This window comes from Myroides sp. NP-2 (assembly GCF_014145665.1).
GTDB lineage: Bacteria > Bacteroidota > Bacteroidia > Flavobacteriales > Flavobacteriaceae > Flavobacterium.
The window spans coordinates 1-26334 of sequence record NZ_JACHTD010000007.1; the positions used below are offsets into that span (position 1 = coordinate 1).

A 26334-nucleotide genomic window follows, 5' to 3' on the forward strand; every position below is an offset into this window, starting at 1 on the left:
CGGTATTGTTGATGATCTCTTCAAAGTTGTTGATCACATCGGCCTGAACGTCTATGACAACCGCTGTACCTTCCTCGTTGGTGTAGGTGTACTGCCCATTGCCATTGGCGTCTTTCACTAAAGTGGTTATCGTTTCATTGGCTTTGACAATCGCCTCAATATCGATGGTGGTCGTTTGTCCATTTTCATTTACATAGGTAAAATCACTGCCGTCATAGCTAACATTGCCGCCAATATTATTGATCACTTGATTTAAGATCTCTTGCACCTCGGTATTGTTGATGATCTCTTCAAAGTTCTGGATCACATCGGCCTGTACGTCTATGACAACCGCTGTACCTTCCTCGTTGGTGTAGGTGTACTGCCCATTGCCATTGGCATCTTTCACTAAAGTGGTTATCGTTTCATTGGCTTTGACAATCGCCTCAATATCGATGGTGGTCGTTTGTCCATTTTCATTTACATAGGTAAAATCACTGCCGTCATAGCTAACATTACCGCCAATATTGTTGATCACTTGATTTAAGATCTCTTGCACCTCGGTATTGTTGATGATCTCTTCAAAGTTGTTGATCACATCGGCCTGAACGTCTATGACAACCGCTGTACCTTCCTCGTTGGTGTAGGTGTACTGCCCATTGCCATTGGCGTCTTTCACTAAAGTGGTAACAATATTCAGCTGTTCGATTTCAATAAAAACAAAATTATCTTGACTATCGTACAACTTCAATAATCCATCTTCAACAACAAAACTTTTATTACCAGGTAATTCCCATTCTTTACGATCTAGATCTGTCAATAATCGATGCCAACTCGCATCTTTCCAATAGTAATAACCAGGTTGCAATTCATTATTTGTTGTTGTATTATACACTAACAAACTTTCAACATTTCCGTTTTCAATTGTTTTTGTGTCAGACGCACCTTTTAAAGGTACTTGAGGAATAAGAACCCCTCTATTGTCAGACGATATTTCAAGTTGAGCAGATAGATTAGGAGTACCCGTACCTATTCCAACTTGAGCATACGACATTGCCCCAGTACAAAAAGCACTGAGTAAAATCCATCTTTTTTTCATGTGGTTCGTGATTTAGATTATATGTTTTCTTTTGTATTACATTGCTATGATAATAAATTCACTGCGTCTGTTTACCTGATGTTCCGAAGCAGTACAAGGAACACCATTTTCACATTGGTTCAACAATTGAGTTTCACCATATCCTTTACCTGTCAAGCGACTAGGATCAATCCCTTGTCCAATCATCCATTGTACTGTTGCTTGAGCACGACGATCAGACAGTTTAGTATTATAGGCATCATTTCCTCTACTATCAGTATGCGAACGAACATCAATTTTCATGGTAGGATATTCTTTCAGCACTTCGACGATTTTCATCAGTTCAATCGCCGCATCTTTGCGGATAGTGGATTGATCAAAATCAAAATGAATGGGTTGTAATTGGAGTCGTTTAAATAAATCATCCTGTAATCCCAATGGTTTTTCTGATTTCTCCAATCCGATATTCACTGTTTTAGCACCAGGTTCTCGATTGACATTAAAGACAACTTCAACCGTATTGTAGGCATTTTTCTCTGCTTTGATGCGATATTTAACCCCACAAGCTAGAGAGGTGGTGCGATAAAATCCTTTACTATCTGTATATAGGGTATCCGATTTTTGATAGAACGCATCAGAAACAACTACTAATGCACTAGATAATAACTCATTAGTATCTTTATCATAAATAATTCCCTCAAGTATTTGCATGCATGGTTTTTCTACTAAGAAATAGATATCATCCGTTCCTTTTCCGCCGGCGCGATTTGAGCTGACAAAACCTTTATTTTGCTTGGTATCGAGATAAAATCCAAAGTCGTCCAAGCTACTGTTAATTGGAGTGCCCATATTCACTACAGGACCGAAACTTCCATTAGGATAGAGTTTGGCAACAAAAACATCCAATCCTCCTAAACCGGGGTGTCCGTCAGAGGAGAAATACAATTGAAAATCGGAGGAGATAAAAGGAAAACTCTCTCTACCTTCAGTATTAATGGCTTTACCGAGGTTTTCTATCGTTCCATATCCCTCATTTTCATATAGCGCTACACGATATAAGTCGGATTGTCCGATTGTACCCTGGCGATCGGAAGAAAAGTACAGCCATTTATCATCTGGTGTTAAAGCTGGATGGGCTGTATTAAAATTATCCGAATTAAATGGTAATTCCTCTACCTGTCCCCACGACCCATCCAACTGTTTAACAGCTTTATATAATTTCAACAGCGATGTTTTATCCTTGTTTTGTTTGCTTTTGCCACTTGGCTTCGCATTATTTCGCGTGAAGTACATGGTATTCCCGTCTTGTGTAAATACGGCTGTTGCATCATTGACATCAGAATTAATCTCTGGAGCGAATAACACTGGTTCTTCGAATCCGTTTTGACCAATTGTCGAGCTGTACAAACTAGTGTAACTCTCATTAGTCCAGGCGTGAATTTGGTTTGCCCGTTGGTGATCCCTTGCTCGAGCAGAGGTAAACACAAATTGATTGCCCAATAGAGTTGCACCATAATCGGAATAACTCGTATTAAAATCCAACAGCTTTATATCATAGCGATCGGAACGATTTTCAATATGGGTGAGATAATCTCGGTTTTTGTTATATAAAACTGAGCGAGAATCTTGTTGTTCAAGCAAAGAGAATTGATCCATTAGTTGCTGCGCTTTCGGATAATCCTGAACAGCCTTTAATGATTGTGCATAGCGATAATAGTATTCCGAAGGCAATTTGGAAGTATTTTTATCTTCATAATTGCCTTCAAACAACTCGGCATACCACTTATGAGCTTCTACTAATTTACCATTGAAGTAATACGCATCGGCTAAATTTTGTAGGATAGAGGTATTGACATAGCCATTTTCTACCATGCGTTCGTAAATTTTAATAGCGTCAACATAGGCTAAGCGATCAAAATTTTTATCCGCTTGTTTTTCTTTTCTAGCTTGACTATATGCTGTTGTAGTGACACTAAGGGTGAGGCAGACCATTCCTGCTTGTAGTAATTTTCTAATCATACTGCATTGTTTTAGAAGAATCTCGGTGCTGCCACCCGCTTAAAGCTGTTGAACAACGTAAATCGAAGGAAGACTTCATGTGAGCCTGAGTTATATCGCGCTAATTTTGAAGTTTCAGCATCGTAGCTGTATCCGACTAAGATATTTTCAGATACTTGAAAACCAACCATTCCACTAACAGCGGCATCCCATCGGTAGGCAACTCCAGCAGTAAATTTGTCAACAAACATAAAATTGGCAGTTAGGTCGACTTGTAAGGGAGAGCCTTGCTCCATTTTGATCAAAGTAGCTGGTTTAAACTTAATATCTCGATTCAGATCAAAAACATAACCCCCAGTTAGATAGACGTGCATTTTTTCTCTGAGTGTTTTGAGGTTGTTATCATCATAACGCGAACGCGTAAGTAAGGTAGGAATGGACAAACCTACATAGGCTTTGTCTGAGTACAAAAACAATCCAGCGCCTATATTTGGAGTAAATTCGTTACTAATATCCTCTTCCGCTACAGGATCGGTTGGATGATAGATGCTCAATTTACTGTAATTAACATCGAGTAAATTGGCAGATCCTTTCAAACCAAATGCAAGTTTATAGCTGTAATTCAAATCGATAGCATAAGATAAATCTACCGCAAGTGTATTGTCATCCATCACTCCGAGGTGATCATTAACAAAACTAACGCCTAATCCTAAACCAGATTCTCCTAGAGGCGTAGTCATCGAAAGGGTTGCCGTTTTAGGAGCCCCTTCTAATCCAACCCATTGAGTGCGGTATAAACCGAAGATATTCAGTCCTTCCCTACTTCCAGCATAAGCTGGATTAATCATGGAGTGATTATACATATAATGGGTATATTGTGGATCTTGTTGGGCCTGAATTGGCGTCGTGCAAAACAAACCTACACTTCCAAGAATCATTATTTTGATTGTACTTCCTATTCTCATTTTACGTGGGTTTAATTAGTCTCTAAATGCAAATTCGCGGCTTTCTTAATCATGCGACTACCATGTTGATCGGTATATTCATAAGTCACTATATAATAATAGGTTCCACTAGGTAGTTTTTTACTTTTATCTACTGTAATTTTACCTCCTGAATAGCCGTTAAATACATTGGTACTGCCGTCTCCATTTGGGTCATAGCCCGTAGTTTCATACACTTTTACCCCCCATCGGTTGTAAACTTCAACGCGGTTATTGGGGTATTTTTTGATATTATCAATAATAAAGTAATCGTTTTTGCCATCTCCGTCAGGTGTTACCAAGTTGTAAATTACCACGTCTCCTTCCAAAATCCAGTCTTGTTTAACTGTCCCTAAGGTAAAATAGCCAAAGTCTTTAATTGCGATAGGCGTCGTAACCCTTTTTGTAGACATATCCACTACGCCCCCCTCATCAACCCAAAGCTGTTTTTGTTCATCCCAGCGAACAATGTGCAGTTCACTTTCTGGATCTTTTAGCAATTCGGCAGGTGTTGTACGATCATCCCAGCTTAGACTTAGTATTACCGTATGTTCATTTCCTGTTTTGCCGTTCAATCGCCAATATTCATTTGTATTTAGCAACTGAACGACACCAGCTGTATTTTTATGTGTCTCAAAAAAAGGAATATCATTGTGGTAATACTCAGCTAAAACAACAGCTTTGACATTGTCTGGAGCTTCGATAAAAGCAGGGCGATAATACGTTTCTTTCCCGATTGGAAATTCAAAACCATCCCGACCTACTTTTTCCACTTCCCCATCGACGAAACTGTGATCGCCAACATTCTTATGTTGCGCATTAGGCATAAAACTCATCATCCCAGTAGACAATCCTTGTTCTTTTATAGTGGGATCTATTTTTATGATCCCCTTTTTAAAATGTGCAGAACCATAGATATCTATATTATTTTGCAAGTTAAAGGCAACCCCTTCCCATTCGCTATCAAATTCCACATTATAAAAGGAAGTTAAACCTCCCCCTTTGATTTGTTTGGCTTGCGTATCCTTATGCACCACAAAATAGGTAGAAGATGTTTTCTTGGTGGGTGTTAAGCCGTAATATCCCTCATTCGAGAAATTTTTATAAAAAATCACTTCACCATCATTAACGACATCCCCTTTTTCGGTATTGACAAAATCAAATCGCGTGGAGAGCTTTGTTTCAGGGCGAACCGTCAATACTCCTGTATTAATAAGCTGTGTTTTTTCAGATTCTTCTTGTCCATAGGATAAACATGGAACACTGACGAGCAGTAAAAAGGTAAATTTTAGATAATGCTGCTTCATAAAATTTCAATTTTAAAGGTTTGTATTCCCTTTTATTTTCTAGCCGTACAGCTTGCATCCAGCCGATAAACAATTAGTAAAATATCTCTTAATTTAAAATACTTATGTCTTAAATTTTACTTAAAATTAAATAAAAAAATCAGGATAAAAAATATTTTAAAAAAACACAAGGCTTATTTTTTTAATAATTACATTAAATTATATATCTTTTTTAACCAAAAAATAAGATAAATAAATATTTATTATCGTTTTTTAACGAAAAAAATCACATATAGATCAAAATTATAATATTATGATAATTTCATTTATTTTTAAAAAAAGTAAACAAGTAGAAATAAACCAGTTTAACCAGGTCTATAAAAAAAAGCTCCCAAGAAGTAGGTACTTCTTGGGAGCTTTTGTGCTAATTTATTTGTGTTTTTTCCTATTTATGAGCGAGAGTCATTTCTCTTTTTCCAGGTGGTCCTGCTACAATTTCAAGGGTAAATCCTGCAGCGATCATATTTTTTTTAATAACGCTTCTACAAGCATAAGTAACTAACATCCCGCCTTCTTTTAGACTATCATACGCTTTTTGAAAGATCTCTACTGTCCATAAATGCGGTTGATATTGATAGCCAAAAACGTCGAAATAGACCAAATCGAAGTAATTGTTTTTGACTACTACATCTTCGAAAGTTGCGTGAATCTTTTGTACAGTTACCTTTGTATGCAAGGCTAGTTCTACATCCCAAATAGCCTCGTGTAAAGCTGAAAAAAGAGATTGCCCTTCTTGAAATTCCGGTAAAAGCGAAGGAAAGGTTAACACACTATATTCTTCTTTTGTCAAGGGAAAGGCTTCGATTGCGTGATAAACGACTTTCTTTTGTAAGGGAACTAAGGTCGCCATGGTCAAAAAAGCATTTAATCCTGTTCCTAAACCAAATTCTAAGACTTTTACTTCCTCTTGTTTAATAAATCGCATTAACCCCTGCTCAATGTAGACGTGTTTAGATTCTTGTATTGCGCCGTGAATCGAGTGGTAAGTTTCTCCCCAATCTTCTACTTCTAAGGAATGTGACCCATCTGAGGTAACAATAATTTTTCTCTTCATTGAATTAAGGAATCAATAATTTTTTAATTCTGGGAATCGGACCTCCGCATTTCTTTTGATGACAACTTAAACAAGCTTCTACAATGGCATTGAACTTTTCTTTGGTTTGGTGGTTGGGATCTGCATAAAAAGCTTCTTCCACCTGAATAAAAGCCCGAGCTTGTGTTTCAAAAAACAGATCTCTATCGGTAGGATCTGTCATAACCGCTGTTAATAAACGTTGATGTAAACTCGGCATACTGTCTGTGATTGACATCCCAGCCAGTATGCGATCGCGAATACGCTTATTATCAACGTGCATTTGCTCCATTAATACGGCCATTTCAGAAAGCTCATACAGCTCAAATGTGCTGCTTTTTTGCTGTGCTGTCGGCGTTTGATCGAGGTGATCGTCCTTGCTCGTTTGTTTTTTTACCTGCTGACAGCTGACGCTTCCACACATGAGCAATAAGAATAGGGTGAATCGAATCATCTTTTAGTTTCTATTTGACAATTGCGATACCGTCTGCTTCAAAAGCATAGGTTACTTTAGGCTCTGTAATAGCAGCTATTTCGTCTTCGCTCTTTCCTGCATCTTTCGCATAGTGCTTTAATTCATCTATTGAAACTACAGACACAAAAGCTTTTCCTTGCATCACAACCTCATGACCTCCTGCGTTCATTGGTGCAAAAAAACCATAGTCTTTAAAACGGACAAAGCTACTTTTATCTTGATCCAACGCTACTTGCATCCAACAACCTTTCTTTTGACAGACTTCCTTAATAGTAGAAGTAAAGGATACGCGTAGTGTATCGCCTTCTTTCAATTGATCAAATGCTTTTCCCATGTCTTCTTTAGTCCATACTTCTTGATTGGCATCCAGCGCTTGTCCAAAAGTTTCATATTCTTTTTCAATTGCGGAAATTACAGGTGCTGTTTCGCTAGTGGCCTCCTGTTTTTTTGCGCAACTAACAGTCAATAAAGCTGCTAATCCTAGTGTTAGTCCAACGTATTTCATGAATTTCTGTTAAAATTTTTAATTGCTCAAAGATAAGTAAAAAACAAAGTGAAATACATAAACTATTGCAGCTGTACTTCCTTTTCAAACACCTAACAATCTGGTGATTCAGGCGAAAAAAACAGAGGTAATTTAGGTTAGACAACCAACATACTTAGAGCAAATCCCTGCTATTAACACAGCAGTATATCACTTATAATCAAGGTAAAACACCTTGTTCTATTTTTATTTTTTAACATCCACTTTATCCTATTAAAATACAAAAAGTTAAAAATACCCTAGGACAGCATATTTCGATTCAGTTACTTCAACTTCTTGATATGTTCTAGTTCTAAAACGTCCCAGCCACAACCATCGCCTAAACCAATCGAATTGCTATAGAACACATAAAGCACTTTTATCGCTAAGCCTTTTATATTCCCGGCAAAAAATAGTAACATTTACTGTTGAGTTTAAAAAAAATCAAGCATAAAAGAATCATTTATTCACTAATCAACAGTTACCCAAGAAAAAAGAGTTTCTCACTAAATCAAAAAAATAAACTAAAAACAAAGAGTTTACACAAACAAATTCAAAGTATTCTATATTTTCTCAAGTTTTTTTTTGATAATACAAAATTTTATTCAGCTACGTAATTATTCTTTAAATTAAATTGATAAATAGTGAGTTTTTTTGCTATTTTTGTAAGGCAGTATTTTAAAAAATACAGTGTATACGTTTTAATTTATACAACAACAACTTTTAAAAAAACACTATAAAATGAGTTTAGAAACAAAATTTGAACTTTCTATTGAAAAAATAGAAAAGTCTAGAGTCGATTCAATTGATTTCGAGAATGTAAAATTTGGATCTATTTTCACGGATCATATGTTGGTTTGTCATTATAAAGATGGTAAATGGGGACAAGTGGAAATCAAACCTTATGGGCCGATGAGTTTTGCTCCTTCAATTAATGTTTTCCACTACGGACAAGCGATTTTTGAAGGGATGAAAGCATACAAAGACGATAATGATGATGTATGGTTATTCCGACCACGCGAAAATTGGGCGCGTTTTAATAAGTCTGCAGAGCGTATGGCTATGCCACACATTGATGAAGAAAGATTTATTGACGGTTTAAAAGCACTATTAGATTTAGATAGAGAATGGGTAAGAAAAGGACAAGGAAACTCGTTGTACTTACGTCCATTTATGGTTGGAACACACGAAGGTGTTGTTGCTGGTCCATCTAGCGAATTTATGTTCTGTATTATCTGTTCTCCTGCACGTACGTATTACTCAGGGAAAGTAAAAGTACAAATTGCAGAACACTACAGCCGCGCAGCAAATGGTGGTGTTGGATACACAAAATGTTCTGGAAACTACGGTGGGCAATTCTACCCTACGCAATTAGCTCAAAAAGAAGGATACCAACAAGTAATCTGGACAGATGATGCTACCCATACAAAATTAGAGGAAGCTGGGACAATGAACGTATTCTTCAGAATTGGAGATACTTTAATCACAGCCCCTACTAGTGAGCGTATCTTAGATGGTGTTACAAGAAAAAGTTTAATCGACATTGCCAAAAGCAAGGGAATCAATGTAGAAGTAAGATCCATCGTTGTACAAGAATTACTGGATGCACATGCTAAAGGTGAACTATTAGAAATCTTTGGTGCTGGAACTGCAGTAACAATCGGACAAATCGAAGGTTTTGCTTACCAACAAAAATACTACGAGTTACCAAATGTAACAGATGAAAATTCTTACGCTATTATGCTGAAAACTAACCTACAAGGTATTCAACAAAAAGCAATTGAAGATACTTTCAACTGGACTGAAAAAATATAAATACCCTTTTGGGATACATTTTATAAAACGGCAGTGATCCTGCCGTTTTTTTATGCTCTAATTTGAAGGTTTTTACTTATTTTTGCTAAAATCTTTATTATGTTTACAACAGGGCAAATTCAATTCGCAGCTTTCTTTATTATCACATTTACGATTATTCTAATCATTATGTACCGTAAAGATCTTAATCTCCACCGCAAATACTACAAAAATAGACTGTGGATCTTACTCGCGTTTTTAGCCTTTATTGGTTCGCTATTCATCCTAAAGAACGTACTTAAATAATATTTAACCCTAGGTGTCTACTGCTAACTATGAAAATCCTCAAGTATTTCCTGCTTCTCGTTACTTTGCTATGCATTTCGCTAGTGGTTTTTGTATTAACACAAAGTGGTAATTTCAAAATCACAAAATCATTTGAACTTGACGCCCCTCAACCCATTGTATACCGATACATACAAGATTTAAACAATTGGAACGATTGGATTGAAACAGAAAATAATACCAACGGAGTATACAGTATCACCCTGCCAAAAATTGGCGTTTACCAAATTCGAAAAGAATACGAAAAACCATACGACAGTATTTCACAAGATATCCTGTACGACAACAAATTGTCCAATATCATTTGGAAATTTCACCCTCAAGGACAAAAGACAAAAGTTGATTTCACTTTCGAAGGTTCCATTGACTTAAAAACGAAAATACTAACTTTCTTCTCTGGATCTCCAGATAAAGTGGTTGGCTCTTCCCTGGATAATAGCATTAACGCTTTGATTGTTTTCTTTATTAAACAGTATAGAGAATATGATCTAACAACTTCAGGTACTGCTAAAAGAAATACTTTTGACTATATCTACCTCGATAGCACAGCAGATTATACCGATATTAAAGCAACAATTGAAGCTCTACATACACAACTTACGGATTTTTGTACTGTCAATAAAATTAAGGTGGAACCAACACCATTGCTTTTGTTTGACAACAACCCTTTGACGGAAAACTTAGCGTTTCAATTTGGTTTTAAACTACAAGATTCTATTTTCTTAAATGAAGTAGAAAGAGTAAAACAAGGAACTTTAGTAGCCAGTGACTATTTTGAGAGCACGGTTGTAGGATACTATTCTCACCTGCCAAAAGCACTGAAAGAGATTCGTACAGTGGTTGATAAATCAGACGTTTTCACCTCTAATCCGGCTCAAAAAATGTTGATTGAATTAAATCAATCTTCCCTAAATAATCGCTTGCCTTCAACATGGAAAACAACAGTTCTCCTTCCTGTAACGCAAAACAAACAACCAATAACCCTTCAAAATCAAGCCTATACCACGGGTTATTCCACCGAAAATGATAGTATAAAACCGCGTAAGCGCACCTATAAACCTCCAGTGGAAACAACAATACCTGTTGTAGCGCCCAAAGAGGAACAAAAAAATACAACTGTAGATACAACTACTGCATCCTAAAAATAAAAAAAGAGAATCTCGAGATTCTCTTTTTTTATTTGCACCTTATTTTTCACGCCCTATAATAGCGTTTTGGCATAAGCTAAATCTTCTGGTGTATCAATACCAACCCCCGCATGCTGGGTAATTGCCATTTTAATGCGTTTCCCATATTCTAAATAACGCAACTGTTCTAACTTTTCAGTAGCTTCTAAAAATTTCATGGGCCAAGTCGTGAATTCTAACAAAGCTTCACGTCTAAATGCGTAAACTCCAATATGTTGATAGTATTGAACTTTGGTGTCTTTGTCTCTTGGATAAGGAATAACCGAACGCGAAAAATACAAGGCAAGCTGTTGCTCATCGACCACTACTTTAACGTTGTTCGGATTTTCTATACGTTCCCAATCGTCAATTGGCGTCATCAAAGACGCTAAATCGATCTGTTTCTCCTGATCTGCTTTAAAAATTTCAATTAATTTCTCAAGGTTATCCTTATTGACAAAAGGCTCATCTCCTTGTACGTTAATAACAATATCTGCCTCAATTCCTTCAACTGCTTCTGCTATTCGATCACTGCCGCTTTCATGCTCCTTTATACTGCGCACAACACGACCGCCATAATGCTGAATTTCATCGAAAATCAAAGGCGAATCGGTAACGACAAATACCTCGTCAAATAGTCCTGTTTCAACCGTAGCTTCGTACGTTCGTCGAATAATTGTTTTACCGCCTAACTCCTGCATTAATTTTGCAGGGAAACGCGTAGAGGCATAACGTGCCGGAATAACAGCAATTACTTTCATACTAGTTCTATTATTTTCAATCAAAGATAAGGGATTTCGCGAATCTCTTCCAAGAATATCACCTTGTTTTATCCCAAGTTTTACTCCAAATACGCGTCCACATCCTCTTCAAAATACTCCTCTTGAAAACCAATTAAATACAATTTACTCTTGGCGCGCGTAATTGCTGTATACAACCAACGCACATAGTCTTGATTTATTCCCTCTGGTAAATACGGCTGTTCAATAAAAACCGTTTCCCACTGTCCACCTTGCGACTTATGGCAGGTAACGGCATAGGAAAATTTCACTTGTAGCGCATTAAAGTATTCGTTTTCTTTTACCTTCTGATTCTTTTTATACTTGGAAATTTCATCCTCATAATCCAGAAGTACCTCTTGATACAAGCGATTGCTCTCTTCATAAGTCAACGCTGGCGATTCACTGCTTAACGTATCTAAAAGAATAACTGTATCAAACGGAGTCATCTCATCATAATCAATCATGCGAATGCGCACGGATGCGAATCGAAAACCGTATAGTTCAACTGTTTTATAAATTTGTAGAATTTCGATAATATCTCCATTGGCTAAAAAGTCCGTTACCGTTGAATCTTTTAACCAGTAGTAATTGTTTTTAACAACCATCAATAAATCTCCAGCTGCTACTTCGCTCTCTCGATCTAAAATACGCATTCTGATTTGTTGATTATACGCATTGGCGCGTTTATTTGAACGAACAATAAACATCGTTTCCTCTGGTCCTGCATTGGAATAAGAAGATAGAATAGCATCTTGAATGTCATAGCTATCAGTTAGACGAATAATATCCTTAAACCCGTATAAATTGAACTGAAACGTATCCATAAAATGAGAGTCCAACAACATACGCAGTTCCGTTGCATTATATAGAATACCCGAATCCTCCTCTTGACGCATCACCTCATCCAATTCGATGTGATGAATCGGCATATTGTAATGAAAGCTCAATTGATCAGTATCCAAAGCGGGGCTAACCGTCATATTGATCGGAGGAAGCTGTGCTACATCTCCAATTAAAATCAACTTACAGTTTTGTCCCGTATAAACATAGTAAATCAAATCATCCAATAAGGATCCATGGGGATACATACTGCTGTCTCCTGCTGAACCATCGCCAATCATCGAGGCTTCATCCACAATAAAAATCGTGTTTTTATGCTTGTTTTGTCGCATCGTATATTGCATTCCCCCTCCATTTTTTAACGGCTTCGGATAATATATATACTTGTGAATCGTAAAGGCTGGACGCTGTGCATAACTGCTAATCACCTTAGCTGCTCGCCCTGTAGGTGCAAGCATAACTGCATATTTTTGGATCGAACGCAATTGATTTACTACAACCGACAACAAGGTCGTTTTTCCCGTACCCGCATATCCTTTCAAAACAAATAACTCATCCTGCTGATCCTTCGTAATAAACTCCGCTATTTTCTGTAAGAAAATATCTTGTTTTAACGTGAGTTCATACGGAAATTGATGTCGTAATACTTTATAAAATTCAGTTCCTCTCATGCTAGTTTTCTCCAAAATACACCTAAAACACCAAAGATACTAAGCTTTTTAGCCCAAGACTAATATACTCCCTTAAAATTGTTTAAATTTGTCTCTTGTATTCGCAGTCAGAAATTTATAGCGCAACAAACAATGAAGCAAAGCTTAAACAAACTTATCATTCAGGTTTCCCTACAGAAATTTACGTTCATCGTACAAGAGGTTGAATCCAAACAGATTCACCATTTCGTTTCTGAAGCCTTAAACCAAAATAGAACAATTGAAGATCAGTTGCAGGCGCTCTTTGCTAAACACGAAATTCTATCAGATGCTTTTGAGGATATCGTTGTATTACACGACAATAATCTCAATACGTTTGTTCCAACAGCTATATTCGATGAAAACGCATTGGGATCCTACTTACAGTACAATACCAAAGTTTTTTCTTCCGATTTCTTTGCCTTTGATGAGTTAGCCAATCAAACCATCAACAACGTCTACATCCCTTATGTACAAATCAATAACGTTCTCTTTGACAAACTAGGCTCTTTTACCTATCAAAACATCAATACTGCTTTGGTAGATCACGTATTAGAACGAGCAGCAAATAACACGAATATTGAAGTATATGCCTATGTGCAAAAGGATCATTTCGAATTGGTTGTTACCCAAGGTGCACAACTAATACTGTTTAACTCCTTTTTATACACAACCCCTCAAGATTTTATCTATTATCTGCTCTTCGTATACGAACAACTCAAACTCGATCCAGAAACCATTCGATTAAATTTGATGAGTCGCATTGAAAAAGAAGATGCTTTATTTGAACAAGTCTATACGTACATTCGTCACCTAGACCTTATAGAGGAAAATACTAGGATTGCTCCTTCTCTCCTCCTACATTATCAAGTACCTAAACAACATTATATTTTATTCCATCTATGAGAATTATTTCAGGAAAATTAAAGGGAAGAAAACTAAGTCCACCTAAAAACCTACCGGTTCGCCCAACTACTGACATGAGTAAAGAAGCTTTGTTTAATATTCTAAACAATCACTTCAATTTCTCTGAACTACAAGTGTTAGATTTATTCGCGGGAACAGGAAGTATTAGTTACGAGTTTGCTTCAAGAGGCGTGGAAAATATTGTCAGCATTGACGCTGATTATGGTTGTGTTAACTTTATCAAGAAAACAGCGAAAGACTTTGAGCTAAACATCGTACCTTATAAATCAGACGTGTTTAAATTCCTTGAAAAACACCAGGGAACCTATGATATTATTTTTGCTGACCCTCCGTATGACTTTACGCAAGAACAGTTTGAAAAAATAGTAACCGATATCTTGACCAACAACATCCTAGACGAAGAAGGAATGCTTGTTGTTGAACATTCAAAATTCACTAAATTAGAGCATTTGCCTCATTTTTCTTTTGAGAAAAACTACGGCGGATCTGTCTTCACCTTTTTTGAATACGCATCAGAAGAAGAGGACGAAGATACAGACGAAGAATAGTAAAAAACGTACACTTCGCTTCTTCCTAACGCATTGTTTTTTAAAACTACCTTATTTCAGGGCTAAAAAATAGAGTAAAAAATACATTGATTTGATTTAAAACCGAATAAACCAAGTGATTTGTATTTTATATGTATATGATTAAGTAATTTATACATCAAAATCTAACGTTTACATAAAAAAAGATTGACTTAGGATATAAGTCAATCTTTTTTATTCTAATACATTGATTTAAAAATAAATGCAGATCTATAAGCCGGATTCTGTATGCACCGAAATGCATCCTTATCATTTATCCAGGCCATCAATTACTCAATGGCTCTATCTGCCTACCCCTAAAGCATCGGGCGAGCAGCCCTCAAACGCTAAATATACATGGCATTTCACCGTATAGAGTTTACCTGATTTCACTACAGCATTACCTGTACATCCTTTCTGTTGCACTTGTCCTCACGGATTGCTCCGCGGATGGGTGTTACCCACTATACCGCTCTATGGTGTCCAGACTTTCCTCTCGTTTATTGCTAAACCAGCGATAAGGCGATCTGCATAAGATTGCAAAAGTACAGCTTTCCGCGAAAAGGCGAACAAACTATTTACTTTATTTTATATCTATTATGGAATCCATTTCTTAGGGAAATTCGGCTTGCGTTTTTCTAAGAATGCATTGCGCCCTTCAATTGCTTCTTCTGTCATATAAGCTAAACGGGTTGCTTCTCCAGCAAATACTTGCTGGCCTACCATACCATCATCTGTCAAGTTCATCGCAAATTTCAACATCTTAATTGACGTTGGAGATTTCGCTAGTACTTCTTGTGCCCATTCATAAGCTGTATCTTCTAACTCAGCATGTGGAATCACCGCATTAACCATCCCCATTTCAAAAGCTTCTTGTGCAGAATAGTTTCTTCCTAAAAAGAAAATCTCTCTCGCTTTTTTCTGTCCAACCATTTTAGCTAAATACGCAGATCCATAGCCCCCATCAAAACTCGTAACATCCGCATCTGTTTGCTTGAAAATAGCGTGCTCTTTACTCGCTAAAGTCATGTCACAAACCACGTGTAAACTGTGTCCTCCTCCAACTGCCCATCCCGGAACTACCGCAATGACAACCTTAGGCATAAAGCGAATTAATCGCTGCACCTCTAAAATATTCAATCGGTGCATTCCATCTTCACCTACATAGCCTTGATGCCCTCTAGCCTTCTGGTCTCCACCACTACAAAAAGAGTACACCCCATCCTTAGGTGACGGACCTTCTGCCGATAATAATACTACGCCAATAGAAGTGTCTTCTTGTGCATCGTAAAATGCACGATATAACTCACTTGTTGTTTTGGGTCTAAAAGCATTTCGAACTTCCGGACGATTAAACGCTATTCGAGCCACTCCATTACACTTTTTATAGGTAATATCTTCAAACTCGATCGCCGTTTTCCATTCTATCTTACTCATATCTTTTCTTATTTGTGAGTAAAATTACTGCTTTTTTATCTCTTTTCTAAACAAAGACCTAGAGAATCCCTGCTGATCGATCTCTTCTCCTCTGCTCTACTTGCCAAACCCCGTCCGCTATACCCTCTGCTCATGAGATAGGAAATGTAAATTAATCCCCCCTTCTTACATCTCCGAAAAAAGCACGTTTTGTATACTTCTCAAATTTATTAAGTAGTATATGAAAGTTTCGTGAGAAATTCCTTTGATATTCAATAACTTTTACTAATTTGGTTTTTTCTTTAAAAAATCCCTACAAGACAGTAAGACTAATGAATACCAAACTCACACTCGCTTTAGTTAGCTTATTAGCTTTAGCTTCTTGCAAACAACAGCAAGAAACTACTATGGATTTAGCCTTGAATATGCCTATCATCAAAGAACACAATGTGTTTATTGACAAACCATATGAGTCGTCATTTCAAGAGCTAAAACCAGAATATATCCTTGAAAAAGGCCAGCAAATTGAAGATTTTTACAATCAATATATTAAAAAAAGCGGCTATACAGGTAGCTTCTTAGTGGCTCAAAATGGAAAAGTTTTATACGAACACTATTCAGGCTATGCCAATAAAAAACAAAATGAATCCATTACAGAAAATACACCTATTCACGTTGCTTCTGTTGGAAAAGTAATAACAGCCGTAACGGTTTTGCGACTGGTACAAGAAAACCTCATTTACTTGGATCAATCCGTTTCGGAAATTATCGACGGTTTTCCCTATGATGAAATTACAGTTCGAATGCTGCTAAACCACCGTAGTGGTTTGAAATACTACGGATACTATCCCAACAAATGGAACAGCCAAAATGTAATTACTAACGATCAAGTAATTGAGGTAATTAAAAGCAAATCCGTAGCGTTGGATTTCAAGCCCAATACGCGTTTTACTTATAGTAATACCAATTACGTAGTCTTGGCTTCTATTGTTGAACAAGTAACTGGTAAAAAATTTAAACAAGCTGTACGCGATTTAATCTTCGATCCGCTAGAGATGAATCACAGTTTTGTGTTTGACGATATTACACATAAAAATCAAGTAACTCAATCGTATAACTCCAATTATCGCGAGATGCATTGGGACTATATGGATGGTACTTATGGGGACAAAAATATTTATACCACACCTAGAGATATGCTGAAATTAGATACTGCCATGTATTCAGATGATTTCTTAAGTGCAGATCTTAAAGGACAAATGACAGAGGGTTACAGTTTTGAAAGTAAAGGGACACGCAATTATGGACTGGGCATGCGCTTGATCAAAATGAAGAACGATAAAAACTACACCTACCACAACGGTTGGTGGAGAGGAAATACATCCTCCTACATTCGCTTAGCCGATTCAAATGCCTGTATTATTCTCTTTTCAAACAAGTACTCCAAATTAACGTATAAAACAATCGACTTATCGCATTATCTAGGAGATTATCCCGTTGGAAATGTAGAGTTATAAGAGAGGGGGAAATGGCGCTTTGCTTTTGTTCTTTGTTCATTGCTCATTGCTCATTGCGCTTTGTAAGGGAACTCATCTCATCACTCGTCAAGGGAATTTCTAATAAAAAAAGGTTCGATTGTTTAAAAACAATCGAACCTTTTTTTACACTTAGTATTCGATAATTCCTCCATTCTCTCCCATCCATTTCCTTTAATCATTCAAAATGCGTTTGATGTCCTTATTGTCACCGTAAATCACCATAATATCTCCTTGATGCAAAATAGTATCATAGGAAGCAATCCCTTGTACTTCGTGAAATTTTCGCTGAGCACCAAAGAAGTTGCGTTCTTCACGCACTTTTAAGGTCGTTAACACTACTAAATTATAATTGGTTCTGAATCCGATCTCTCCCAAAGTTTTGTTGGCGAAACGCTCAGAAATGGTAATTTCTACAATACTATAACGCCCGTTGATCTCGTAGGAGTCTACCACACCTTTGATGCATAATTTCTTTGCCCAACGTTCGGCCGTTTCTTCTTCAGGATGTACAATCTCATCTACACCAATCGCCTGTAGGACATTTTCGTGTAAAGGTGTAATGGCACGACTAATTAATCGCTTGACATTGAGATTTTTTAATACTGCCGTTGTCATAATATTAGCCCCTTGATCTTCTCCAATCGCTACGATAACAATATCCGTATTTCCCAACGGAAGACCAGCAACCAAATACTGATCGGTTGAATCCAAACAAATAGTATGTGAAACCTTGTCTTTATTGGCATCAACACGAGCCATATTTTTATCCACTCCGATTACTTCATTGCCTTGCTCCGTCAACTTTTGCGCTAAAGAAGCGCCAAAATTCCCCAAACCTATAATTATATATTTCATCTTAGTCCTCTTACTTAGTTAATCAATATTTCCTCTGTTGGATACCTGTAGTTTGTCATGGTTTCCTTTTTGCTAATTGCCATTAAAAGCGTTAGAATGCTCACGCGTCCAACAAACATAAGCATAATGAGCGTTACCTTACTTGAATCTGTTAAATCAGTAGTGATACCCGTACTCAAACCCGCTGTACTATAGGCTGAAAAAGCCTCATAAGACAACCGAATAATATCGATCTTAGGTTCAAAAAAAGTAAGGGCAAAAAGAGCAATTCCTATAATAAACAACGATAGAAAAATAATGGCGAACGCACGTCTTACTGCTGATTCGTCTACTTCTCTACGGTTGACTTCAATTCTTGTTTTTCCTTTCATCAGCGTCCATACATTCAATAGGGCAATGGCAAAAGTTGTTGTCTTAATCCCCCCTCCTGTCGAAATTGGAGAAGCTCCAATCCACATCAACAGTATCACAATCAAAAAGGTAGGAAGCGTAAATAAATTATTGTCTACCGATGCAAATCCAGCAGTACGCGGAGAAGTAGCCGTAAAAAAAGCCACAACCACTTTTCCTATGCCGTGGTGCTCTGACAGCGTATTGTTATATTCTAAACAATATATCATAACAGTCCCTCCCACAATCAAACTCGCCGTGGTGATCAAAATAATCTTAGTACTCAAATTAATTACCCGTGGAATGTATATACTCGCTTCTTTTATACTAAAAGGCAACAGTCGATTGACGATCAAGTGCTTGATGTATTTATAGACGTTATAGACAATCGGAAAGCCCAATCCCCCCATGATAAACAACCCTGCAATAATCAATTGCAACGGGTAATTGAAGCGATATTCAAGCGTGTATAAATTCTCGGGTAGTGTTGAAAAGCCCGCATTACAAAAAGCAGATACGCCGTGAAAGACAGCGAAAAAAATGCGGTCAAACAGCGAGTCAAAAACTTGATTTCGAATACTGATAAAAATGGCAATCATCCCAATTATTTGAATAATGCCAGAAATAATAATGATGCGTTTTAACGTGGCAAAAACATCGCCTAATTTATCTATAGAGGAAACATCCTTGAGGACCAATTGATTGCCATAGGAAGCCTTTCCTCTAAAGAAATAGCTAAAATAACTCGCAATGGTCATGATTCCCAATCCTCCACATTCCATCAAAAAGATCATTACGGTTTTGCCAAATATAGTAAACTGACTACCGATATCCACCGTAGATAATCCCGTCACACAGACAGCACTAGTAGCAGTAAACAAAGCGTCAATATAACGTAGACTACCAGGGGTAACTGTTGCTTTTGGAAAAGACAACATAAAGGCCCCTATGAAAATAATCAATAAAAAACTGACAATAAACAGCTGAGGTGGCGTGAGTTTAGTTTTCTTCAAGTTGAGCTGTAACATGGAAAACTCGCGAACAACCATCAAGAATACAGCAAAAAAGATCACAGCATTACTATCGAAAAAACGAAGCGTATGCTCAGGTTGCCAACGCACGACAACCAGCGTCAAAAAAAGTAAAACGCTAAACGCATCGAAAATCTTTACTCCTAAGCTGGGCTGTTTTTTCTGTCGAAATGCACTAAAATACCGATAAAAGATAATCACCATCCCTATAGTCAAACACACATTGTACAAATGGTGTAGATGACTGTGATAGTCGTTGAGCGTATTGAAGCCCAAATCAAAAATCAGAACTAGAAGTGAAATAAAACTAAGCACAAAAGGCAAACGCACCAAAAAGTACTTCACCTTATTTACAACGATTGTTTTGAAATAAAATAACGGCATAACTACAGGACAAGTTCGTCAAAAAGTTGTTCAAACGTTTGATTTATATCCGCTGTTAAGCCACAATGTGTAGCCGAAACTTGAATACAAGAGCTCTTTGTCGCAGCTAACCAGCGAAAGCGCTCTGCAGCATCAAAACTGTTAATAGGGCTTGTTTTAGCTTCTGCTTCTGCTATGGAAATAAACGCCTTCACATGTGTTTCTAAGCTATCGTAATCCACTTCCGTACGAAAGCACGATAGTTTTCCGCGATCCAAATAATACTGTCCCTGAACCATTCGCTTCTGTTTACAAAAAAGCAAAAGTCCAATATTGATAAACTCACCGCGTTCAACGCGAGGAACAAATCGAATCACTGCATACTCATAAACTAACATCGCGTAATTTTTTTGCTTCATTAACAAATACACTCGCCTGCTCTCTTCTCAATTGCAAAAACTGAAAATAAATCGCTCTAATTTCTTCAGGTTCCAAGGTGGATTCTTCCCACATTAACCAATCTACGGGAATCTGGTTCACAATATCTTGCAATACCTCATCCGTCAATACCTGGGTAAACACTTGATTAACCTGATCTAATTTAGAGGCTTTTGCCAATAATACATGATCCTTAATCAACGTAAAAGGCGTGACTGCACTTTTTTCCCAATTGGTAAATGAATGGTGAAAATAAAAAGAGGCCCCGTGATCAATCAACCACAACTCCTTATGCCAAACTAACATATTGGTATTGCGAAAAGTGCGATCTACATTAGTAATAAATGCATCTAACCAAACCACTTTCGAAGCCAACATTTCATCTACTTCGAAGGCCTGTGGGTCAAATGTCAATGCACCGGAAAGAAAGTGTAAGCCCAAATTTAAGCCTTGACTAAACTTGAGTAAGTCTTGAATTTCTTCATCCCCCTCTGTTCTCCCAAAAGCTTCATCTAAAGTCGCGAATACCAATTCAGGAACAGGTAATTCCAGCGTTTTCGCTAGTAATCCCCCTAGTAATTCCGCAATTAAAGCTTTTACTCCATGTCCTGCTCCTCGAAACTTAATAACGTATTTAAAACCATCATCCGCATCGGCCAAAGCAGGTAATGATCCCCCTTCGCGCAAAGGAGTTACATAGCGTGTAACCACCACACTTCTCAAATCAAGTGATTTATTCATGTTTGTGTATTCAATTTAGTTCAAAAGATTGGGTCTATTAAAAGTAAGCTTTCTCTTTGTTTCTAGCAACCCCATCCGCTTAAAAGTAAAAAAGGGATAAATCCCTTCTTTACACCTCTATTTTATATTTTAAAAAAGTACAATCCTTATAGGATTACTTCATCGTTATCTTCGCATTTGTCAATATCTTGCGCAGCGCATTTTGTTGTTCTTTTGTTTTTAAGTTGAAGATTTCTCTCACTTTGCCACTGTTTAAACGCACCTCTGCTTTGGTTGCCAATCCTCTTGGCATTTTGACCACCTTGATGTTCACTCTGTCTATTTGTTCTATCGCTGTTTTCTTGATGAAGTTCTTGTACACTAAAAACAAAAAAACAGCAGCGATAATGCAAAAAACATAATCCATCTCTTTCGGAGCGTTCCAATCCGCCATAAACAAGCGAATCAAAGACATTCCCAAAATAACAGATGACATCAATCGAGAAGAAGTTAATCTCCCTTTGTAATTATCCTGAATCAACAGTTGTTTTGTTTCATTGTTAAATGATACCATAGCGATCGTTTTTTGATTTTTTTCAATCCTGCAAAGTTACGTATTTAAGTCTGAAATAGTGCTTTTTTTAACCTTTTGACAAAAGATTCTTTACCCTAATTTCATCACTATTCGCCTCATGTCCATCTAGATTTCTTTGGCAAAAAAAGTAGTAAATACATCTTCTTGTGCCACTTCATTGGAGTTCAACAATTGTTTCAACAAGGGAGCATGTCCTTGATATAATTCGGCATGCTCAAAAATGATCTGCCTATTTTTCATGATGTAACCATCGTAAAAGCACATTTGCCAATGCCCTATTTTATTGAGAACACCTATTTTTAAATAGGGATGTTTATGACTAAATGCAGCGATCTTGTCCTCCAAAAAAAGTACAGAAACATCAAAATTCGTCCAGCAAATCTCCTCCATATCAATAGAAACAAGAAGTAATGTATCCTTTTGATGGGCTACAAATTTTATCGTACCAAAGGGAAATAAAGTGCGCAACTCCGAGGTGAATGCTTGCTGATTTTCAGCGTGTAACACCAGTATGATATAAAGACTTTCCATAGACTAACTTCTTTTTATTTAAAGTTAATCCCTATTTTTTTTGCATCCTTGCTTTTTATTTTACTAAAAGATAGCGAAAATGTTATTAATTTATTACCCCCTACCTCGGATGACCTTGATCAACCGTCAACGCTAAAACTACTACAACGATGAAGTAATGGTGAATCATCCAATTCCTATACAAGTTGTGTATCCTTATTTCAGTACGGGATAAAAAGTCTAGTGCTATACAAGACAAAAGAGGGTGACCTTTTGGGACACCCTCTCTTTGATATTTCAGCATGTGCTTTATGCCATGTGTTTATCGAACTAATTTTTTGTATTTCAAACGCGTTGGTGCAACATCACCTAAGCGTTTTTTGCGATTTTCTTCATACTCAGAGAAAGACCCTTCGAAGAAGTACACTTGAGAATCTCCTTCAAACGCAAGGATATGCGTACAAATACGATCTAAGAACCAACGGTCGTGGGAAATTACTACAGCACATCCTGCAAAGTTATCCAACCCTTCTTCTAAGGCACGTAGCGTGTTTACGTCTAAGTCGTTCGTAGGCTCATCCAGTAGTAAAACGTTCCCCTCTTCTTTTAAAGTCATGGCTAAGTGTAAGCGGTTGCGCTCTCCACCTGATAGTGTAGCAACCTTTTTGTTTTGATCTGATCCACCAAAATTGAAGCGACTTAAATACGCTCTAGAATTCACTTGACGTCCTCCCATCATAATCAATTCTTGACCATCACAGAAGTTTTCCCAAATAGATTTCTCCGGATCAATATTGGAATGCGACTGATCGACATAGGCAATTTTTACCGTATCTCCAATAGTAAATGTTCCTGCATCTGGCGTTTGTTCTCCCATGATCATGCGGAAAATTGTCGATTTACCCGCACCATTTGGCCCGATAATCCCCACAATCCCCGCTTGAGGTAAGGTAAAGTTTAAGTTGTCGTATAACAACTTATCTCCAAAGGCTTTCGCCACCCCTTTAGCTTCGATTACATTCGTTCCTAAACGAGGTCCATTTGGAATGTATATCTCTAACTTTTCCTCTAGTTGTTTTTGATCTTCATTCAACAACTTATCGTAGTTCTGTAACCTTGCTTTTTGTTTGGTTTGTCTTCCTTTTGCTCCTTGGCGAACCCAATCCAACTCGCGCTCCAAGGTCTTACGACGTTTAGAGGCTGTTTTCTCCTCTTGTTCTAAGCGTTTTGCTTTTTGATCCAACCAAGAAGAATAGTTTCCTTTCCACGGAATTCCCTCTCCTCTATCTAATTCTAAGATCCACCCTGCTACGTTATCCAAGAAGTAACGGTCGTGGGTTACTGCAATTACCGTTCCCGCATATTGTTGTAAGTGCTGCTCCAACCAATGCACAGACTCTGCATCTAAGTGGTTGGTCGGCTCGTCCAATAGTAATACGTCTGGATTTTGCAACAATAAACGACACAACGCCACACGACGACGCTCTCCTCCTGATAACACTTTAATTGGCGTATCAGGATCTGGTGTGCGCAACGCATCCATTGCAATTTCTAGTTTTGTATCCAACTCCCATCCGCCTACCGCATCAATCTTATCTTGTAATTCAGCCTGTCTGTCCATGAGCTTTTGCATCTTATCCGCATCCTCATACACCTCTGGCAAACCGAACATATCGTTAATCTGATTAAATTCATCGAGAATAGCCACAACTTCAGCTGCACCTTCTCTTACAATTTCGATTACCGTTTTCTCTTCATCTAACTCTGGCTCTTGCTCTAAATACCCCACAGTATACCCTGGTGCAAATACAACATCTCCTTGGTAGTTCTTATCCACTCCAGCAATAATCTTCAATAGCGAAGATTTACCTGAACCGTTAAGACCCAAAATACCAATTTTAGCCCCATAAAAGAAGCTCAAATAAATGTCTTTTAAAACTGTTTTGTTTGTTGATGAGTACGTTTTACTCACCTTCGACATGGAAAAAATTACCTTTTTATCGTCTGACATAAAGTAAAAAATTGATTGAATAATGATGTGATGCCACCGTTGTTACTCACCCTGAGTAACCCTAGAACCATCGAATACCCCAAAAATACACATTATTACGGAGATAAGAAATATTTTTCATCCTCCCCCTATCTCCTTATTTGCTTTTCCCTGCTATTATCTAAAAGGCTCACGTAGCTCCCTTCTTCTTATTCTTAATTTCCTCTTCCCTTGCATTCTCATTTAGCGATTTATTCTCCTTATAAAAGAAAACAAAAGTTATAATTCTCTTCCTGTTCTAAACAATACACAACACAAAAGATTAATTATCAATAAAATACAACCTTATTATATTTTTATTAATATTTAATCTAAATAAAAATAGATTGCTATATATTTGCGATATCATTAAATAATCAATTATGTTTACGAAAAAAATTATCCATTTTGCAGTAATTTTACTGCTAAGCACTTTTGTTTTTAGCTGTAGTAGTGATGACTCCTCCACTAAAGAAGAACTTACTCTAATACTAAAAGCCGATGCAGATCGCGTATTACTTGGCGAAGAAGTATCTTTTGAAATTACTGACAACAAGGGAAAACCAGTTAGCAACGCCACCCTCTTAGTCGACGATCAGAAAATTGTTGGCAATACGTTTAAAGCAGCGGCAGTTGGCAGCTATAAGGTTGTAGCTACGAAGGCAAATTACCTCAACAGTCAAGCCTTAACCATAACGGTGGCAACAGAAACCCTAACCATTAAAGCAAATAAAGAAAAGGCAAAAGTCAACGAAAAAATTACTTTTTCTGCAACAAATAGCGAGCAAAAAGACCTTACAGCCCGTGCAATTTTTTACGTAAACAATACACCTATAGAAGGAAATATCTATACTGTTCAAGCTTCAGACGAAGAATACCTCACCTTTTACGCAGTTAAAGATAACGTTAAATCAAACCAAATTTCTGTTCAAATCGAAAAAGAGGAAGAACAAGTTCAGCCGAAACTCGATCAAATCATCCGCGGAAAATGGAAGTTAACCAATGCTACTTCACACGATATTGTTTACAACTTCTACGAGGGTAATACCTTCGACTTTGTTTATTTTGGAATGTTAATGCAAGGGGATTACCGCATAGTAGGGGATAAAATTCACCTAGACGTTATTTCATCTGGTCTCAAAATGACTGATTATTCTATTATCACAATTAAAGAATACCTATCTTTAAATGAATTGGATGTTGTCTTAACTGTATCAGGTATTCACGAACAAGGGCAACACGGGCGTTTAATTCGCCAAAAAGAAGATGTCTCTTTAAATCTCCAACAGCTCATCGGAACGTGGCAAGCAGAACAAAATGGACTACCAATCTTCACCATTACTTTTAACGAAAATGGCACTTGTGCAATTACAAAGGCAGAGAACACCGCGAATATTCCTAATATCGAATCTATTCAATACTTAACTAAATACGAGAAGTACTCAAATAACACCTTGATATTAGAAAATAGAAACGGAGCATATACTTATTACTTAACCATTGAAGAATTCACATCTTCTACAGCGTTAGGTGCAACTTTATTTGAATATGTAATGTACCCTCAAAAATCGAATGCACTAATTTTAAACAAAATATAAGTGATTCTACTATATTTTAAGAAAGAAGCTACATCCGTTAGCTTCTTTTTTTTGATATATGTGGTTGTACTCGCATACTGTCTCCCGACACTAAGGTCTTCAAAATAACATCGCGTTATCGCTAACTAGCATACTCCAAGACAAGAGACAAACAGATATTCGTTGAAAAAGACAAAATAGTTGATAAGAACAAAAGTCAGATCACCCCTATTGCAATCCAAGACAGTCCACTGCTGCACAAAGCATCTAGGCTATTGTTCCATACAGCTCCCATAGAAGGTTCAAAAG

The 26334-nt window shown here is 37.2% G+C and carries 24 protein-coding genes, 1 other RNA gene and 1 pseudogene; 7 read left to right on the plus strand and 19 right to left on the minus strand.

The window, feature by feature from the left end; all coding sequences use genetic code 11:
• From H4K35_RS08140 to H4K35_RS08175, 8 genes and pseudogenes are all read right to left on the minus strand, one after another.
• A pseudogene (locus tag H4K35_RS08140) lies at nucleotides 1-1078 on the minus strand (hypothetical protein); the annotation flags it as partial.
• Nucleotides 1079-1114: 36 nt separating this feature from the next.
• A complete protein-coding gene (locus H4K35_RS08145; protein ID WP_182626884.1) occupies nucleotides 1115-3076 on the minus strand; it encodes an OmpA family protein in 1962 nt (653 codons plus the stop codon).
• A gap of 11 nt (nucleotides 3077-3087) precedes the next feature.
• The gene (locus H4K35_RS08150) at nucleotides 3088-3993 is read right to left on the minus strand and encodes a type IX secretion system membrane protein PorP/SprF (RefSeq protein WP_255492410.1); all 906 of its coding nucleotides are present in this window, start codon (nucleotides 3991-3993) and stop codon (nucleotides 3088-3090) included.
• A gap of 38 nt (nucleotides 3994-4031) precedes the next feature.
• Nucleotides 4032-5345: a gliding motility-associated C-terminal domain-containing protein gene (locus tag H4K35_RS08155; RefSeq protein ID WP_182626888.1), complete on the minus strand. Its 1314-nt coding sequence runs from the start codon at nucleotides 5343-5345 to the stop codon at nucleotides 4032-4034.
• Nucleotides 5346-5769: 424 nt separating this feature from the next.
• Nucleotides 5770-6438, minus strand: a complete 669-nt coding sequence (gene mnmD / locus H4K35_RS08160) for a tRNA (5-methylaminomethyl-2-thiouridine)(34)-methyltransferase MnmD (protein WP_182626890.1) — start codon at nucleotides 6436-6438, stop codon at nucleotides 5770-5772.
• A gap of 4 nt (nucleotides 6439-6442) precedes the next feature.
• The gene (locus tag H4K35_RS08165) at nucleotides 6443-6910 is read right to left on the minus strand and encodes a hypothetical protein (RefSeq protein WP_255492403.1); all 468 of its coding nucleotides are present in this window, start codon (nucleotides 6908-6910) and stop codon (nucleotides 6443-6445) included.
• Between the two features lie 10 nt (nucleotides 6911-6920).
• A complete protein-coding gene (locus H4K35_RS08170; RefSeq protein ID WP_182626891.1) occupies nucleotides 6921-7436 on the minus strand; it encodes a DUF4920 domain-containing protein in 516 nt (171 codons plus the stop codon).
• 302 nt (nucleotides 7437-7738) lie between these two features.
• On the minus strand, nucleotides 7739-7876 hold the full coding sequence (locus H4K35_RS08175; protein WP_182626893.1) for a hypothetical protein: 138 nt from the start codon (nucleotides 7874-7876) through the stop codon (nucleotides 7739-7741).
• Nucleotides 7877-8195: 319 nt separating this feature from the next.
• On the opposite strand from H4K35_RS08175, the gene H4K35_RS08180 reads away from it, so the two are divergent.
• From H4K35_RS08180 to H4K35_RS08190, 3 genes are all read left to right on the plus strand, one after another.
• On the plus strand, nucleotides 8196-9269 hold the full coding sequence (locus H4K35_RS08180) for a branched-chain amino acid aminotransferase (protein ID WP_182626895.1): 1074 nt from the start codon (nucleotides 8196-8198) through the stop codon (nucleotides 9267-9269).
• 99 nt (nucleotides 9270-9368) lie between these two features.
• Nucleotides 9369-9554 (plus strand): hypothetical protein, encoded by a 186-nt coding sequence (locus tag H4K35_RS08185; protein WP_182626897.1) that lies wholly within the window; start codon nucleotides 9369-9371, stop codon nucleotides 9552-9554.
• Between the two features lie 29 nt (nucleotides 9555-9583).
• Nucleotides 9584-10735, plus strand: a complete 1152-nt coding sequence (locus H4K35_RS08190) for a hypothetical protein (RefSeq protein ID WP_255492404.1) — start codon at nucleotides 9584-9586, stop codon at nucleotides 10733-10735.
• 59 nt (nucleotides 10736-10794) lie between these two features.
• Here the strand turns inward: H4K35_RS08190 and kdsB are convergent, their stop codons facing one another.
• Together kdsB and H4K35_RS08200 are read right to left on the minus strand one after the other, a co-directional pair.
• The gene (kdsB, locus tag H4K35_RS08195) at nucleotides 10795-11520 is read right to left on the minus strand and encodes a 3-deoxy-manno-octulosonate cytidylyltransferase (protein WP_182626899.1); all 726 of its coding nucleotides are present in this window, start codon (nucleotides 11518-11520) and stop codon (nucleotides 10795-10797) included.
• A gap of 80 nt (nucleotides 11521-11600) precedes the next feature.
• A complete protein-coding gene (locus tag H4K35_RS08200; protein ID WP_182626901.1) occupies nucleotides 11601-13052 on the minus strand; it encodes an ATP-dependent RecD-like DNA helicase in 1452 nt (483 codons plus the stop codon).
• A 132-nt stretch (nucleotides 13053-13184) separates the two neighbouring features.
• Between H4K35_RS08200 and H4K35_RS08205 the strand changes: the two genes are divergently transcribed.
• Nucleotides 13185-13976: a DUF3822 family protein gene (locus H4K35_RS08205; RefSeq protein ID WP_182626903.1), complete on the plus strand. Its 792-nt coding sequence runs from the start codon at nucleotides 13185-13187 to the stop codon at nucleotides 13974-13976.
• A complete protein-coding gene (rsmD, locus tag H4K35_RS08210) occupies nucleotides 13973-14545 on the plus strand; it encodes a 16S rRNA (guanine(966)-N(2))-methyltransferase RsmD (RefSeq protein WP_182626905.1) in 573 nt (190 codons plus the stop codon). The genes H4K35_RS08205 and rsmD overlap by 4 nt, the downstream gene beginning before the upstream one ends.
• Before the next feature lie 236 nt (nucleotides 14546-14781).
• On the opposite strand, the gene rnpB is transcribed toward rsmD, so the two are convergent.
• Together rnpB and H4K35_RS08220 are read right to left on the minus strand one after the other, a co-directional pair.
• Nucleotides 14782-15097: RNase P RNA component class A (rnpB, locus tag H4K35_RS08215), an RNA gene on the minus strand.
• Between the two features lie 63 nt (nucleotides 15098-15160).
• Nucleotides 15161-16000 carry a 1,4-dihydroxy-2-naphthoyl-CoA synthase gene (locus tag H4K35_RS08220; protein WP_182626907.1) on the minus strand — a complete coding sequence of 280 codons (840 nt, stop codon included), beginning with the start codon at nucleotides 15998-16000 and terminating at the stop codon, nucleotides 15161-15163.
• A gap of 311 nt (nucleotides 16001-16311) precedes the next feature.
• Here H4K35_RS08220 and H4K35_RS08225 point away from each other — a divergent pair, with 311 nt between their 5' ends.
• Nucleotides 16312-17496, plus strand: coding sequence for a serine hydrolase (locus H4K35_RS08225; RefSeq protein WP_182626909.1), 1185 nt, complete (start codon nucleotides 16312-16314; stop codon nucleotides 17494-17496).
• A gap of 192 nt (nucleotides 17497-17688) precedes the next feature.
• On the opposite strand, the gene H4K35_RS08230 is transcribed toward H4K35_RS08225, so the two are convergent.
• From H4K35_RS08230 to ettA, 7 genes are all read right to left on the minus strand, one after another.
• On the minus strand, nucleotides 17689-18372 hold the full coding sequence (locus H4K35_RS08230) for a TrkA family potassium uptake protein (protein WP_182626911.1): 684 nt from the start codon (nucleotides 18370-18372) through the stop codon (nucleotides 17689-17691).
• 14 nt (nucleotides 18373-18386) lie between these two features.
• Entirely contained in the window at nucleotides 18387-20177 is a 1791-nt protein-coding gene (locus H4K35_RS08235) for a TrkH family potassium uptake protein (RefSeq protein WP_182626913.1), read from the minus strand.
• A gap of 2 nt (nucleotides 20178-20179) precedes the next feature.
• Nucleotides 20180-20554, minus strand: a complete 375-nt coding sequence (locus H4K35_RS08240) for a DUF3037 domain-containing protein (RefSeq protein WP_182626915.1) — start codon at nucleotides 20552-20554, stop codon at nucleotides 20180-20182.
• On the minus strand, nucleotides 20541-21335 hold the full coding sequence (locus tag H4K35_RS08245; RefSeq protein ID WP_182626917.1) for a HipA family kinase: 795 nt from the start codon (nucleotides 21333-21335) through the stop codon (nucleotides 20541-20543). Before H4K35_RS08245 ends, H4K35_RS08240 begins: the two co-directional genes overlap by 14 nt.
• A gap of 154 nt (nucleotides 21336-21489) precedes the next feature.
• Complete coding sequence (locus tag H4K35_RS08250) at nucleotides 21490-21888, minus strand: hypothetical protein (protein WP_182626919.1); 399 nt, start codon at nucleotides 21886-21888, stop codon at nucleotides 21490-21492.
• Between the two features lie 126 nt (nucleotides 21889-22014).
• Complete coding sequence (locus tag H4K35_RS08255) at nucleotides 22015-22440, minus strand: hypothetical protein (RefSeq protein WP_182626921.1); 426 nt, start codon at nucleotides 22438-22440, stop codon at nucleotides 22015-22017.
• A 301-nt stretch (nucleotides 22441-22741) separates the two neighbouring features.
• Nucleotides 22742-24430 carry an energy-dependent translational throttle protein EttA gene (ettA, locus tag H4K35_RS08260; RefSeq protein ID WP_182626922.1) on the minus strand — a complete coding sequence of 563 codons (1689 nt, stop codon included), beginning with the start codon at nucleotides 24428-24430 and terminating at the stop codon, nucleotides 22742-22744.
• Nucleotides 24431-24831: 401 nt separating this feature from the next.
• On the opposite strand from ettA, the gene H4K35_RS08265 reads away from it, so the two are divergent.
• Entirely contained in the window at nucleotides 24832-26046 is a 1215-nt protein-coding gene (locus tag H4K35_RS08265) for a hypothetical protein (RefSeq protein ID WP_182626924.1), read from the plus strand.
• Nucleotides 26047-26334 lie beyond the last annotated feature (288 nt).

Excerpts from the sequence above, each read along its gene's own strand:
- H4K35_RS08155 (WP_182626888.1), bottom strand. The coding sequence starts at position 5,345 with ATGAAGCAGCATTATCTAAAATTTACCTTTTTACTGCTCGTCAGTGTT.
- H4K35_RS08250 (WP_182626919.1), bottom strand. The coding sequence starts at position 21,888 with ATGGTATCATTTAACAATGAAACAAAACAACTGTTGATTCAGGATAAT.
- H4K35_RS08235 (WP_182626913.1), bottom strand. The coding sequence starts at position 20,177 with ATGCCGTTATTTTATTTCAAAACAATCGTTGTAAATAAGGTGAAGTAC.
- H4K35_RS08145 (WP_182626884.1), bottom strand. The coding sequence starts at position 3,076 with ATGATTAGAAAATTACTACAAGCAGGAATGGTCTGCCTCACCCTTAGT.
- rsmD (WP_182626905.1), top strand. The coding sequence starts at position 13,973 with ATGAGAATTATTTCAGGAAAATTAAAGGGAAGAAAACTAAGTCCACCT.
- H4K35_RS08220 (WP_182626907.1), bottom strand. The coding sequence starts at position 16,000 with ATGAGTAAGATAGAATGGAAAACGGCGATCGAGTTTGAAGATATTACC.
- H4K35_RS08180 (WP_182626895.1), top strand. The coding sequence starts at position 8,196 with ATGAGTTTAGAAACAAAATTTGAACTTTCTATTGAAAAAATAGAAAAG.
- H4K35_RS08200 (WP_182626901.1), bottom strand. The coding sequence starts at position 13,052 with ATGAGAGGAACTGAATTTTATAAAGTATTACGACATCAATTTCCGTAT.
- H4K35_RS08150 (WP_255492410.1), bottom strand. The coding sequence starts at position 3,993 with ATGATTCTTGGAAGTGTAGGTTTGTTTTGCACGACGCCAATTCAGGCC.
- H4K35_RS08205 (WP_182626903.1), top strand. The coding sequence starts at position 13,185 with ATGAAGCAAAGCTTAAACAAACTTATCATTCAGGTTTCCCTACAGAAA.
- H4K35_RS08175 (WP_182626893.1), bottom strand. The coding sequence starts at position 7,876 with ATGTTACTATTTTTTGCCGGGAATATAAAAGGCTTAGCGATAAAAGTG.
- H4K35_RS08245 (WP_182626917.1), bottom strand. The coding sequence starts at position 21,335 with ATGAATAAATCACTTGATTTGAGAAGTGTGGTGGTTACACGCTATGTA.
- H4K35_RS08240 (WP_182626915.1), bottom strand. The coding sequence starts at position 20,554 with ATGTTAGTTTATGAGTATGCAGTGATTCGATTTGTTCCTCGCGTTGAA.
- H4K35_RS08225 (WP_182626909.1), top strand. The coding sequence starts at position 16,312 with ATGAATACCAAACTCACACTCGCTTTAGTTAGCTTATTAGCTTTAGCT.
- kdsB (WP_182626899.1), bottom strand. The coding sequence starts at position 11,520 with ATGAAAGTAATTGCTGTTATTCCGGCACGTTATGCCTCTACGCGTTTC.
- mnmD (WP_182626890.1), bottom strand. The coding sequence starts at position 6,438 with ATGAAGAGAAAAATTATTGTTACCTCAGATGGGTCACATTCCTTAGAA.
- H4K35_RS08185 (WP_182626897.1), top strand. The coding sequence starts at position 9,369 with ATGTTTACAACAGGGCAAATTCAATTCGCAGCTTTCTTTATTATCACA.
- H4K35_RS08255 (WP_182626921.1), bottom strand. The coding sequence starts at position 22,440 with ATGGAAAGTCTTTATATCATACTGGTGTTACACGCTGAAAATCAGCAA.
- H4K35_RS08170 (WP_182626891.1), bottom strand. The coding sequence starts at position 7,436 with ATGAAATACGTTGGACTAACACTAGGATTAGCAGCTTTATTGACTGTT.
- H4K35_RS08165 (WP_255492403.1), bottom strand. The coding sequence starts at position 6,910 with ATGATTCGATTCACCCTATTCTTATTGCTCATGTGTGGAAGCGTCAGC.
- H4K35_RS08190 (WP_255492404.1), top strand. The coding sequence starts at position 9,584 with ATGAAAATCCTCAAGTATTTCCTGCTTCTCGTTACTTTGCTATGCATT.
- H4K35_RS08265 (WP_182626924.1), top strand. The coding sequence starts at position 24,832 with ATGTTTACGAAAAAAATTATCCATTTTGCAGTAATTTTACTGCTAAGC.
- H4K35_RS08230 (WP_182626911.1), bottom strand. The coding sequence starts at position 18,372 with ATGAAATATATAATTATAGGTTTGGGGAATTTTGGCGCTTCTTTAGCG.
- ettA (WP_182626922.1), bottom strand. The coding sequence starts at position 24,430 with ATGTCAGACGATAAAAAGGTAATTTTTTCCATGTCGAAGGTGAGTAAA.